The organism is Erwinia sp. PPS120, from assembly GCF_047918655.1.
In the GTDB taxonomy this organism is placed as follows: Bacteria; Pseudomonadota; Gammaproteobacteria; order Enterobacterales; family Enterobacteriaceae; genus Erwinia; species Erwinia tasmaniensis_A.
This window is the reverse complement of the sequence record NZ_JBLREF010000001.1, coordinates 63,835-76,387: the sequence shown is the minus strand read 5'-3', so window position 1 is coordinate 76,387 and position 12,553 is coordinate 63,835. Positions and strand designations below refer to the sequence as shown.

Genomic DNA, 12,553 nt, shown 5'->3' with positions numbered 1-12,553 from the left:
GGGAATTCTCCAAACGGGGTATGATATCGGTTGGCCAATAGCTTAGTGACTGCGAGGACATAAAAAAACCCCGGACTGTGCCGGGGTTTCGCTTTTTTCGAGACTGGACAGAATTTCTTTGTCGCTCGCCTCTGCTTACATGGTGTTGCCTGGATTCGGCGTACGCGGTTCGTCTACCGGACGTGGCGCCTTAGGCGTACCGTTGCTGTCAGAATTGTTGGTGCCCGGATCTTCCCAACCCGCTGGCGGACGCACTTCACGTCGGGCCATCAGGTCGTCAATCTGCGGAGCATCAATGGTTTCATACTTCATCAACGCGTCTTTCATTGAGTGAAGAATGTCCATGTTTTCATTCAGAATACGGCGTGCGCGCTGGTAATTGCCTTCAACCAGCAGCTTCACTTCCTGATCGATAATACGCGCGGTTTCATCAGACATATGCTTCGCTTTTGCTACTGAACGACCCAGGAAGACTTCACCTTCTTCCTCTGCGTACAGCAGTGGGCCAAGCTTCTCTGAGAAGCCCCATTGCGTAACCATGTTACGTGCAATTGAGGTCGCTACCTTGATGTCATTAGAGGCACCGGTAGAAACATGCTCAACGCCGTAGATGATCTCTTCGGCCAGACGGCCGCCGTACAGGGTCGAAATCTGGCTTTCCAGCTTCTGACGGCTGGCGCTGATGGCGTCTCCCTCAGGCAGGAAGAACGTCACGCCGAGTGCACGACCGCGAGGAATAATCGTCACTTTATGTACCGGGTCATGCTCAGGCACCAGCCGACCAATGATGGCGTGGCCTGCTTCGTGATATGCCGTTGACTCTTTTTGCGATTCGGTCATCACCATAGAGCGACGTTCCGCACCCATCATGATTTTGTCTTTCGCTTTTTCGAACTCAACCATCGAAACAACACGCTTGTTACCACGGGCTGCAAACAGCGCCGCCTCGTTAACAAGGTTCGCCAGATCCGCACCAGAGAAGCCTGGAGTACCGCGTGCAATCACTGAAGCATCAATATCCGGCGATAGAGGAACACGGCGCATATGCACTTTCAGAATTTGCTCACGTCCACGCACGTCCGGCAATCCGACCACGACCTGACGGTCAAAGCGGCCTGGACGCAGCAGCGCAGGGTCAAGTACGTCCGGGCGGTTAGTTGCCGCAATGACGATAATACCTTCATTGCCTTCAAACCCGTCCATCTCTACCAGCATCTGGTTCAGCGTTTGCTCACGCTCATCGTGACCACCGCCCAGACCTGCGCCACGCTGCCGCCCTACCGCATCGATCTCATCGATAAAAATAATGCAGGGTGCCGCTTTCTTAGCCTGTTCGAACATGTCGCGGACGCGGGACGCACCCACACCAACGAACATTTCAACAAAGTCAGAACCGGAAATGGTAAAAAACGGCACTTTCGCTTCGCCCGCAATGGCTTTCGCCAGCAGCGTTTTACCGGTACCCGGCGGGCCAACCATCAGCACGCCTTTCGGGATTTTACCGCCGAGTTTCTGGAAGCGGCTGGGCTCGCGCAGGTATTCAACCAGCTCGCTCACTTCTTCTTTCGCTTCGTCACAACCCGCGACATCGGCAAAGGTGGTTTTGATCTGATCTTCCGTCAGCATGCGAGCTTTGCTCTTGCCAAAGGACATCGCGCCCTTTCCGCCGCCGCCCTGCATCTGACGCATGAAGAAGATCCAGACGCCAATAAGTAACAGCATGGGGAACCAGGAGATAAAGATCGATGCCAGCAGGCTCGGTTCTTCTGGCGGTTCGCCAACCACTTTTACATTTTTAGTCAACAGGTTATCGAGTAACTTAGGATCGTTGACGGGAATGTAGGTCGTGTATCGGTTACTGTCTTTTTTGGTAACGTTGATTTCACGCCCGTTAATACGAGCCTCGCGAACCTGATCCTGATTAACTTCGGACAGGAAGGTTGAGTAATCAACCCTGCGGCTATTCGACTCGCTGGGCCCAAAGCTCTGGAAAACAGACATCAGCACGACTGCGATGACTAACCAAAGAATCAGGTTTTTCGCCATGTCACTCAAGGGATTAACCTCTTATTACAACTGTGTTAACAGACAGCGTAGGGTACTATATATTCATCATATCTGGAATCACCGCGGTGATGAGCGGTATCGCTAACTTCAACAACTTACTAATGTAAGCCTGGAGTCGCTCCCCTCTCACCCTGCTGCGCATCCAGCTATTTTGGCTATAGTTTGCGCCCTGTCGCTACAATGTACACCTCACGCGAACGAGAGCGCGAGGCGTCCGGCTTACGAATTTTCACTTTCGTAAACAGGGAGCGAATTTCCCGGAGGTAATCTTCAAAGCCATCTCCCTGAAACACTTTCACTAAAAAACTGCCGTTGGGTGCCAGTACATCTCGACACATTTCCAGTGCAAGCTCAACTAAATACATCGACCGGGGAATATCGACTTCTGGCGTACCGGTCATGTTGGGTGCCATATCCGACATTACAACCTGAACCTTTTTGTCGCCAACGCGTTCCAGCAGGGCTTTCAGCACCAGTTCATCACGAAAATCGCCCTGAAGGAAATCGACGCCAACGATAGGATCCATCGGTAGGATATCACAGGCGATGACGCTGCCTTTTGACCCAATCTGCGTTACCACATATTGGGACCATCCCCCAGGCGCCGCGCCTAAATCAACCACGGTCATACCCGGTTTGAACAGCTTGTCACCCTGCTGTATTTCATCAAGTTTAAACCAGGCGCGCGAACGCAACCCTTTTTTCTGCGCCTGAAGCACATATTTATCGCTAAAGTGTTCCTGTAGCCAGCGGCTGGAACTGGCCGAACGCTTTTTACCAGTCATACAATTTCCAACTATGATTCAACGTATGCGATAAATAAACCGCGCAAATCAGCACGCCGATTTGGTGATACACCCGAGATGGCGGTAGAATGACCCGTTTTCAATCCCAATGTAAGTAAAAAATACGATGAATCTGAGTACCAAACAAAAACAGCACCTGAAAGGACTGGCCCATCCACTGAAGCCCGTTGTCATGTTAGGCAACAATGGTCTGACCGAAGGAGTGCTGGCCGAAATCGAACAGGCACTGGAGCACCACGAGCTCATCAAGGTGAAAATCGCCACGGAAGACCGTGAGACCAAGACCCTTATGGTTGAAGCGATCGTGCGTGAAACCCGTGCAGCTAACGTACAGGTTATCGGCAAGACGCTGGTGCTGTACCGTCCAACGAAAGAGCGTAAAATCACCATTCCACGCTGAGGCCATTCGTTAAGCCTTATCGCGGAGGTGCAGAAAGTGCCACGCTCGTCATGTTGATAAAAGGCCGCGACGCGGCCTTTTACCTGTTTTTACATTCCGCCGGGTTTATCCAGCGTAGCAGAAATCACAGATAGCTTATCTTAAGGATTTCATACTCAACGTCGCCGCCTGGCGTTTTGATAACAGCAACATCATCCACTTCTTTGCCGATCAGACCGCGAGCCATTGGCGAATTGACAGAAATCAGATTCTCCTTAAAGTTCGCTTCGTCGTCGCCAACAATGCGATACGTTGACTCTTCATCGTTATCCAGGTTGAGCACGCTCACGGTAGAACCGAAGATAACCCGGCCATTGGCGTTCATTTTAGTGACATCAATGACCTGTGCGTTAGACAGCTTTGCTTCAATTTCCTGGATTCGGCCTTCACAAAAACCCTGCTCTTCGCGCGCAGCATGGTATTCCGCGTTCTCTTTCAAATCGCCATGCTCGCGGGCGTCAGCAATTGAGGCAATAATTCTGGGGCGTTTAATGGTTTTCAGCTCTTCAAGCTCTTCACGCAGTTTTTCTGCGCCCCTTAACGTCATCGGAATCTGATTCATCTCAATACCTCGTAAACTCTGTCCTGTGCAAAATTTCGTCATCCTGACAGGTTGATGCAGAAAAAGCGTTCTGCGGCGCGGGCCACTGAATTACAAACGAAAGAAACCTGACCCGGAGTATGCTCTGGGCCCGGCAGGTTTTGCATTTTGATACGTATTTTACCCCAGAGTTCCTTATGGGTCATCGTTTACTTTCCACCTTGATGCACCGTAGTATGATGCGCATCACCTGCCAGTTAACGCGAGATTATGCGATTTTCACGAATTGTAACCGGCCTGGCCTGCGCATTTATGCTGAATGCCCACGCAGCCCCGGTCGAGAGCTATACCCAGTATTTACCCGACGGCGCGAACCTGGCGCTGATTGTACAGAAGATCGGCGCATCCTCGCCCTCAATTGACTATCACAGTAAGCAGATGGCCCTGCCCGCCAGTACGATGAAGGTGATAACCGCGCTGGCTGCGCTATTGCAGCTGGGACCGGATTTCCGTTTTCATACTCAGCTGGAGAGTAAAGGCACCCTCAGCGGCGGCACGCTGCGCGGCGATCTGGTCGCGCGATTCGGCGGCGATCCCACCCTGACGCGACAGGACCTGCGAAACATGGTTACGGCGCTTAAAAAGCAGGGTGTCCAGCATATTCAGGGCAACCTGGTAATTGATACGTCCGTGTTTGCCAGCCATGATAAAGCTCCAGGCTGGCCGTGGAACGATTTGACCCAGTGCTTCAGTGCGCCCCCCGCAGCGGCTATTGTCGATCGCAACTGCTTTTCGGTCTCGCTTTACAGCGCTCCCCGGGCGGGCGATAACGCCTTTATTCGCGTTGCGTCCTATTATCCGGTGAACATGTTCAGCCAGGTCCGTACGCTCGCCAAAGGCTCATCGGAGGCGCAGTACTGCGAGCTGGACGTCGTGCCTGGCGAGCTTAACCGTTTTACCCTCACCGGCTGCATGATGCAGCGGGCGGAACCGCTTCCCCTCGCATTCGCCATTCAGGACGGTGCCAGCTATGCCGGCGCGTTGCTTAAGGCCGAGCTACAGCAGGCGGGAATTGACTATTCCGGCCATTTACTCCGTCAGACCCAGGCCACGCCTCCGGCTAGCGTTCTGGTTGAAAAGCAGTCAGCCCCGCTGCACGACCTGCTAAGGATTATGCTTAAGAAGTCCGACAACATGATTGCTGATACGGTGTTTCGCACCATCGGTCATGAGCGTTTCGGCGTACCTGGCACCTGGCGAGCGGGTTCGGATGCGGTACGTCAGATCCTGCGCCAGAAGGCCAATGTCGATCTGGGCAACAGTATACAGGTTGATGGCTCAGGTCTGTCCCGTCACGACCTGATATCCCCTGCGACGATGATGCAGGTATTACAGTACATCGCACAAAACGATCAACAGCTGAATTTCATCTCTATGCTGCCGCTCGCAGGTTATGACGGAACCTTGCGCTATCGCGGTGGTCTTCATGAAGCTGGCGTTGACGGCAAGGTTTCAGCCAAAACCGGATCGCTTCAGGGCGTTTATAACCTTGCAGGGTTTATGACCACCGCCAGCGGGCAACGCGTGGCATTTGTCCAGTATCTCTCGGGCTATGCCGTTCCGCCGGAGGACCAGCGCCAGCGTCGCATTCCGCTGGTTCGCTTTGAAAGCCGGCTTTATAAGGATGTTTATCAGAATAACTGACGACAATGAAGCTACTGATAGTTGAAGATGATGCGTTACTCCTGGCGGGACTGGTTCAGGCATTAACCTCTGAGGGTTATGCCGTCGATTCAGCCGTCACCGGCTCCCAGGCCTGCTCCCTGCTACAAAGCGGTCAGTACAGCCTGATCGTTCTGGATCTGGGCCTGCCGGATCGCGACGGAGGCGATCTGCTGCGTAAGTGGCGTAAAGAGCATATCGACCTGCCGGTGCTAATCCTCACCGCCCGGGATGCACTTGAAGATCGCGTGGGCGGTCTGGACGCCGGCGCGGATGATTATCTGGTTAAGCCTTTCGCTCTGGTTGAGCTTAAGGCGCGCGTTCGGGCGCTGATTCGACGCTATCAGGGTCGCAGCGATAATCTTTTGCAGCACGGCGATATCTCACTCAATCTCTCTTCACAGCAGGTATTTATTGAGACCCAGCCGGTAGAAATTACCCCGAAAGAGTTCGCACTGCTGACCAGGATGCTGATGCGCATTGGTCAGACGGTACATCGGGAAACCCTCCAGCAGGATCTCTACAGCTGGCAGGATGATACCGGTTCAAATACGCTTGAGGTGCATATTCATAACCTGCGACGCAAGCTGGGTAAGGATCGGATTAAAACGGTACGCGGCGTAGGTTACCGGCTGGAAGAACGCGCATGAACAGTATGCGTCGGCGCTTGCTGATCATGCTGGCCCTTATTCTGCTGAGCTGCCAGCTTATGAGCGCGGCCTGGCTGTGGCACGAAAGCCGTGAGCAGATAGGCTTTCTGGTAAATGAGACGTTGTCCGCGCACTCTCGTAATGAGCACGTCGAGCGGGAAATTCGTGAAGCGATCGCCTCGCTGCTGCTGCCCTCGGTGGTCATGGTGGGCTTCACCCTGCTGCTCTCATTCTGGGCAATAAGCTGGATTATTCGCCCCCTGCGTTCGCTGCAAACCAGCCTCAGCGAGCGGTCGGCTGACAATCTCACGCCGCTGCCGCTGTTTTCCGACATGGATGAAATCGTTGCCGTCACCACGGCCCTGAACCAGCTGCTGGGCAGGCTGGACCATACGCTCCAGCAGGAGCGCCTGTTTACTGCTGATGCCGCACATGAGCTGCGTACGCCGCTCGCTGGTCTGCGGCTGCATCTGGAGCTGCTGGAGCAGCAGGGTGTCAGGCAGGGGCCTATGCTGGTTGAGCGCATCGATCAGCTGATGCACGTTATTGAGCAGCTGCTGATGCTGTCGCGCGCCGGACAGGCGCTGGCAAGCGGCCATTACCACGTGGTGAGCTGGGGAGCCATTTTTGACCCCCTGGAGCAGGAGATGACAGAAATGCTGGCTCAGCGCCAGCAGAGGCTGGCGCGCTCAGGGGATACCCACCTCGAAGTCCAGGGCGACGCCGTGCTGCTACGGCTGATGCTGCGGAACCTGCTGGAGAATGCCTCCCGCTACAGCCCGCCGGGCAGCCTTATATCTCTGATCGTACAGCCCGAAAATAGCGGTACACGCGTTACCGTACGTGACGAGGGGCCAGGGATTGAGGCTGAGTCAGCGCAGGATTTGACCCAGGCGTTTCGGCGCATGGATCAGCGCTACGGCGGCAGTGGGCTTGGGCTGAATATTGTCCAGCGCATCACTCAGATTCATCACGGTGAGCTACGGCTGATCAACCGTAATGACCGCAGCGGGCTGGATGCCGTTTGCTGGCTGCCGCACACGCTCAATTAGCACGTAAAATTGCTAAATGAAAAAGGGACACGCTCTGTGTCCCTTAAGGTGGCTAGTGCTGGTAGATGATTTCGACCCCTTCGTCATCCTCATCGTCCCAGTCATCATCGTCTTCTTCTGCTTCCGCTTCTTCAAGCTGCTGACGGTGATAATCATCCCACATAAACTCGACTTTCTCAGGCTGTTTAGCCTCAAGCTCCGCTTCTTTCGGGTTAGCTATAATAAATGACATCACATCCCAGCAGAGCTCTTTCACCCCCGTGCGGTTGGCGGCGGAGATCAGATAGTATTTGTCGGTCCAGCCCAACGCGTCTGCAATCGATTTAGCGCGCGCTTCTGCCTCTGCCTCATCCAGCAGGTCAACTTTGTTGAAAACCAGCCAGCGCGGCTTGTTAAACAGCTTATCACTATATTTTTCCAGCTCAGCCAGAATAATGCGTGCATTTTCTACCGGATCGGATTCGTCAATCGGTGCCAGATCGATAGTGTGTAGCAGCACACGACAGCGCTCCAGATGCTTGAGGAAGCGGATGCCCAGGCCGGCGCCGTCGGAGGCACCTTCAATCAGGCCAGGAATATCTGCCAGCACGAAGCTTTTTTCATGGTCCATACGTACCACGCCCAGGCTCGGCACCAGGGTAGTGAAAGGATAATCCGCCACTTTTGGCTTCGCGGCTGAAACGGCACGGATAAAGGTGGATTTACCGGCGTTAGGCAGCCCCAGCATACCGACGTCAGCCAGCAGCATCAGTTCCAGCTGGATATCGCGGTTTTCACCCGGGGTACCCATCGTTTTCTGCCGGGGAGAACGGTTAACGGAGGATTTGAAACGGGCGTTGCCCAGGCCGTGCCAGCCGCCTTTAGCAACCATCTGCACCTGACCATGGTGAGTCATATCACCCAGGGTTTCGCCGGTGCCCTGGTCGATAATACGCGTCCCAACCGGGACTTTAATGATGATGTCCTTGCCGCGTTTACCGGTACAGTCACGGCTCTGGCCATTCTGACCCCGTTCGGCGCGGAAGGATTTCTCAAAGCGATAATCGATCAGGGTATTGAGGTTTTCGTCGGCCTGCATATAGACGTCGCCGCCGTCACCGCCGTCACCGCCGTCCGGGCCGCCTTTAGGGATATACTTTTCACGGCGGAAGCTGACGCAGCCGTTGCCACCATCGCCCGCAGCAACGAGAATCGTCGCTTCATCAACAAACTTCATTTTACTTCTCCGTAAATCATTCGCCCGGACCGGGGAATAGAGGTGCCGGGGGTGATCCGTCGCGGCCAACAGCGATGTCGCGTGACAGAACAGGGTAACTCCGCCGCAGAATGCGTCTTTGCGTGGTTACCTGTTCAGGGATCCGCCATAAGACATTGTGCAGCTGAATATAAAGTGTACAGCAAAATAAGGTACTGTGGATCCACAGGCGCAACGCGCTGGGCTGTGGATTAAAATACAGAATGTAAAAAGCCCCGCAATCATAGCGGGGCTTTTAAATTCGCTGCTGAAAAAGGTATCAGATACCCCTTTCGGACTCGAAGAACCTTACTCAGCAACGATGCTGATGTACTTACGGTTGTTCGGGCCTTTAACTTCGAATTTGACCTTGCCGTCTGCAGTTGCAAACAGAGTATGGTCACGGCCGCAGCCTACGTTAACGCCCGCGTGGAACTTAGTGCCACGCTGACGAACGATGATGCTACCTGCCAGAACCGCTTCGCCGCCGAAGCGCTTAACGCCCAGACGTTTTGCGTTGGAATCGCGGCCATTTCGAGTGGAGCCGCCAGCCTTTTTGTGTGCCATTTGTCAGATCTCCTCTTAGGCGCTGATGCCAGTGATCTTCACATCAGTAAACCACTGACGGTGACCCTGCTGCTTACGGTAGTGCTTACGACGGCGAAATTTAACAATCTTAATTTTCTCGCCACGACCGTGAGCAACGATTTCTGCTTTGATCACGCCACCTGAAACTAACGGCGCACCGATAGTCACGTCTTCGCCATTAGCGATCATCAGAACCTGGTCGAACTCAATTGTTTCGCCGGTTGCGATGTCCAGCTTTTCCAGGCGAACGGTCTGACCTTCGCTTACTCGGTGTTGTTTACCACCACTTTGGAAAACCGCGTACATATAAAACTCCGCTCATGCGCTCGCCGTCTTAGTTTCAGGCTGCGCTATAAATATTCACAATAGGGCGCGAATTCTACGCAACTTCGGCAGCGAAGACAAGTGCCTGTTGCAGGGTATTGCAGAAAAAAAACGCAAAGCGAATGCAAACGTTTCACCCCGGTCATTTTCAAGTACAATCTGTTATACATTACATGCCGCAGACACCGGTAAAGACGCCTATCATAGCAGCATACTGAGCAATAGCCGAACACACTGATGAACTTAGAACAGATAAACGAACTCACCGCGCAGGACATGGCGGACGTCAATGCAATCATACTTGAGCAGTTGAACTCTGAGGTCTCCCTCATTAATCAGCTGGGTTATTACATCATTAGCGGTGGCGGTAAGCGCATCAGGCCGATGATCGCCGTTCTGTCCGCCCGTGCGCTGAATTACACGGATAAACAGCATATTACAGTCGCTGCCCTGATTGAATTCATTCATACGGCCACGCTGTTACATGATGATGTGGTCGATGAATCAGATATGCGCCGGGGCAAAGCCACGGCCAATGCCGCCTTTGGCAATGCGGCCAGCGTTCTGGTAGGGGACTTTATCTACACCCGCGCCTTCCAGATGATGACCAGCCTCGGCTCTCTGCGGGTTCTGGCGCTCATGTCAGAAGCCGTAAACGTGATTGCCGAGGGCGAAGTGTTACAGTTGATGAACTGTAATGACCCCGATATCACCGAAGAGAGCTATATGCGGGTGATTTACAGCAAAACCGCCCGTCTTTTTGAAGCGGCATCCCAATCCTCTGCAATTCTGGCCGATGCGACCCCTGCTCAGGAAAAGGCGCTACAGGATTATGGACGGTTTATCGGAACCGCTTTTCAGCTGATAGACGATCTGCTTGATTACAGTGCTGACGGGCAGACGCTGGGCAAAAACGTGGGAGATGACCTTAGCGAAGGGAAACCTACACTGCCTCTGCTGCACGCCATGCGTAATGGCACACCTGAGCAGGCCACGATGATTCGTGAGGCTATTGAGCAGGGTAACGGTCGGCATTTACTGGAACCAGTATTGGAAACTATGCGTCAGTGTGGTTCGCTGGAGTGGACCCGGCAGGCGGCCGAGCAGGAAGCCGATAAGGCCATTGCGTCGCTTGAAGCGTTGCCTGAATCTCCGTGGCGTAGTGCGCTTGAGGCGCTGGCCCATATGTCAGTTCAGCGCGAGTTTTAATCTAATAAGCGCGGTACGCCGCGTTTTTCATACGATCTTCCCTTAAATATCCCCCCCTTTTGCTTTTTCCCCGGTTCCTTTTCAGGGGTTAACTGCGTGTAAATCATCTCTTTTGTTTGCATGAACGTGCGTCATGATTCACAGTACTAAAAAATCCGGAAGAAACTGGAAATAAGAGACTTAAAATTACTGTAAAATACCTCTGCTTTTTCATCCTTTGTCCTGTCGGATTCAGTAGGAAAGCGTCGACAATGAGGAGCAAAGTGGTGACTTTGAGCACAAATAATACTGGAGAACTTTGCGTACACGGAGGATAGCAATGCTTAAAGATAAGAAAGACTGGCACAATGCAGACATCATTGCGGGCTTACGTAAAAGGGGAACTACGCTGGCAAAGCTTTCGCGTGAGGCAGGATTGAGCTCATCAACGCTTGCGAATGCACTGTTTCGCCCCTGGCCAAAGGGGGAATGGCTGATAGCGGATGCGCTGGAAGTCCACCCCTGCGAAATCTGGCCAAGTCGATACTATGACCCCGCCAGCCAAAATCTCATCGATCGTAAAAAACGTCTTAGAAATTAAACAGAGGGGGCCGATGTTGGCCCCCTATTAACGTTACAGCGTTGGGCAATTATTCACTACTGCCGCTAATGCGCTCGATGTTAGCGCCAAGGCATGAGAGCTTGTCTTCAATATGCTCATACCCGCGATCGATATGATAAATACGATCCACTATTGTCGTTCCGTTCGCGATACAGCCCGCCAGCACCAGACTCGCAGAAGCCCGAAGATCGGTTGCCATGACCTGTGCGCCGGAAAGGGTTTCCACGCCGTGGCAGATCAACGTATTGCTTTCGATTTCAGCGTGCGCGCCCATGCGAATAAGCTCAGGGATATGCATGAAACGGTTTTCAAAGATGGTTTCAGTAATCACCCCTGTGCCTTCAGCAACCAGGTTGAGTAAGCTGAACTGGGCCTGCATATCGGTCGGAAAGCCCGGATGCGGCGCGGTACGGAAGGTCACGGCTTTTGGCCGCTGACCGTGCATATCCAGGCTAATCCAGTCTGAACCCACCTCAATATCAGCCCCTGCCTCACGTAGCTTAAACGTCACAGCATCCAGCGTATCAGGCTGGGCATTGCGACACACCACCTTGCCGCCGGAGATGGCCGCAGCGACCAGAAAGGTCCCGGTTTCAATACGGTCAGGCAGAACGCGATAGACGCCGCCGCCGAGGCGCTCAACGCCCTCGATGGTAATGCGATCGCTACCCGCACCGCTGATTTTAGCACCCAGCGTATTGAGGAAGTTGGCCGTATCGACGATTTCCGGCTCACGAGCCGCATTCTCAATAATCGTGGTGCCCGTTGCCAGCGTTGCCGCGCTCATAATGGTGACGGTCGCGCCTACGCTGACCTTATCCATTACGATGTGCGCGCCTTTCAACCGTCCCTCTACCGAAGCTTTAACGTAGCCTTCTTCAAGTTTGATTTCAGCGCCCAGCTGTTCCAGACCCGTAATGTGCAGATCGACCGGACGGGCACCAATAGCACAGCCGCCGGGCAGGGAAACCTGTCCCTGACCAAAGCGGGCCACCAGCGGGCCAAGCGCCCAGATGGACGCACGCATGGTTTTCACGAGATCATAGGGTGCACAGTAAATATTGACTTCACTGGCATCCAGATGCACCGACCCGTTGCGTTCAACCCTCACCCCAAGCTGGCTGAGGAGCTGCATGGTAGTATCAATGTCCTTCAGTTTCGGGACATTCTGAATCTCTACCGGCTCTTCAGCCAGCAGAGCGGCGAACAGGATCGGCAGCGCCGCATTTTTAGCGCCGGAGATTGTGACTTCCCCGCTTAAACGGGTGGGACCCTGTACACGAAATTTATCCATTACACCTGCTCTCTTTGTCAGACATT

Annotated in this window: 13 protein-coding genes; 6 read left to right on the top strand and 7 right to left on the bottom strand. The window is 53.6% G+C overall.

The genetic code is table 11. The annotated features are described in order from the left end of the window. Positions 1-135: 135 nt before the first annotated feature. Together ftsH and rlmE are read right to left on the bottom strand one after the other, a co-directional pair. Complete coding sequence (gene ftsH / locus ACLRGG_RS00365; RefSeq protein ID WP_067706010.1) at positions 136-2,046, bottom strand: ATP-dependent zinc metalloprotease FtsH; 1,911 nt, start codon at positions 2,044-2,046, stop codon at positions 136-138. 176 nt (positions 2,047-2,222) lie between these two features. Continuing rightward, entirely contained in the window at positions 2,223-2,852 is a 630-nt protein-coding gene (gene rlmE / locus ACLRGG_RS00360) for a 23S rRNA (uridine(2552)-2'-O)-methyltransferase RlmE (RefSeq protein WP_067706007.1), read from the bottom strand. Positions 2,853-2,979: 127 nt separating this feature from the next. Here rlmE and yhbY point away from each other — a divergent pair, with 127 nt between their 5' ends. Continuing rightward, positions 2,980-3,273 (top strand): ribosome assembly RNA-binding protein YhbY, encoded by a 294-nt coding sequence (gene yhbY / locus ACLRGG_RS00355; protein ID WP_416247891.1) that lies wholly within the window; start codon positions 2,980-2,982, stop codon positions 3,271-3,273. Between the two features lie 124 nt (positions 3,274-3,397). Here yhbY and greA read toward each other — a convergent pair whose 3' ends face one another. Next, positions 3,398-3,874: a transcription elongation factor GreA gene (gene greA / locus ACLRGG_RS00350; RefSeq protein WP_416247890.1), complete on the bottom strand. Its 477-nt coding sequence runs from the start codon at positions 3,872-3,874 to the stop codon at positions 3,398-3,400. Between the two features lie 249 nt (positions 3,875-4,123). Here greA and dacB point away from each other — a divergent pair, with 249 nt between their 5' ends. The 3 genes from dacB to pmrB are packed head-to-tail and all read left to right on the top strand — an operon-like array spanning position 4,124 to position 7,277. Beyond that, complete coding sequence (dacB, locus tag ACLRGG_RS00345) at positions 4,124-5,557, top strand: serine-type D-Ala-D-Ala carboxypeptidase (RefSeq protein WP_416247889.1); 1,434 nt, start codon at positions 4,124-4,126, stop codon at positions 5,555-5,557. Between the two features lie 5 nt (positions 5,558-5,562). After that, positions 5,563-6,225, top strand: a complete 663-nt coding sequence (gene pmrA, locus ACLRGG_RS00340) for a two-component system response regulator PmrA (protein ID WP_416247888.1) — start codon at positions 5,563-5,565, stop codon at positions 6,223-6,225. Then, positions 6,222-7,277: a two-component system sensor histidine kinase PmrB gene (gene pmrB, locus ACLRGG_RS00335; RefSeq protein ID WP_416247887.1), complete on the top strand. Its 1,056-nt coding sequence runs from the start codon at positions 6,222-6,224 to the stop codon at positions 7,275-7,277. Before pmrA ends, pmrB begins: the two co-directional genes overlap by 4 nt. Positions 7,278-7,329: 52 nt before the next feature. Here pmrB and cgtA read toward each other — a convergent pair whose 3' ends face one another. The 3 genes from cgtA to rplU form a co-directional block, all read right to left on the bottom strand. Beyond that, complete coding sequence (cgtA, locus tag ACLRGG_RS00330; RefSeq protein WP_416247886.1) at positions 7,330-8,493, bottom strand: Obg family GTPase CgtA; 1,164 nt, start codon at positions 8,491-8,493, stop codon at positions 7,330-7,332. A gap of 327 nt (positions 8,494-8,820) precedes the next feature. Next, the gene (rpmA, locus tag ACLRGG_RS00325) at positions 8,821-9,078 is read right to left on the bottom strand and encodes a 50S ribosomal protein L27 (protein WP_067705989.1); all 258 of its coding nucleotides are present in this window, start codon (positions 9,076-9,078) and stop codon (positions 8,821-8,823) included. Positions 9,079-9,093: 15 nt separating this feature from the next. Then, entirely contained in the window at positions 9,094-9,405 is a 312-nt protein-coding gene (rplU, locus tag ACLRGG_RS00320; RefSeq protein WP_034890465.1) for a 50S ribosomal protein L21, read from the bottom strand. 255 nt (positions 9,406-9,660) lie between these two features. Between rplU and ispB the strand changes: the two genes are divergently transcribed. Beyond that, positions 9,661-10,632 carry an octaprenyl diphosphate synthase gene (gene ispB / locus ACLRGG_RS00315; RefSeq protein ID WP_416247885.1) on the top strand — a complete coding sequence of 324 codons (972 nt, stop codon included), beginning with the start codon at positions 9,661-9,663 and terminating at the stop codon, positions 10,630-10,632. A gap of 319 nt (positions 10,633-10,951) precedes the next feature. Further along, the gene (locus ACLRGG_RS00310; protein WP_416247884.1) at positions 10,952-11,212 is read left to right on the top strand and encodes a helix-turn-helix domain-containing protein; all 261 of its coding nucleotides are present in this window, start codon (positions 10,952-10,954) and stop codon (positions 11,210-11,212) included. 49 nt (positions 11,213-11,261) lie between these two features. Here ACLRGG_RS00310 and murA read toward each other — a convergent pair whose 3' ends face one another. After that, a complete protein-coding gene (murA, locus tag ACLRGG_RS00305; RefSeq protein WP_416247883.1) occupies positions 11,262-12,527 on the bottom strand; it encodes a UDP-N-acetylglucosamine 1-carboxyvinyltransferase in 1,266 nt (421 codons plus the stop codon). Positions 12,528-12,553 lie beyond the last annotated feature (26 nt).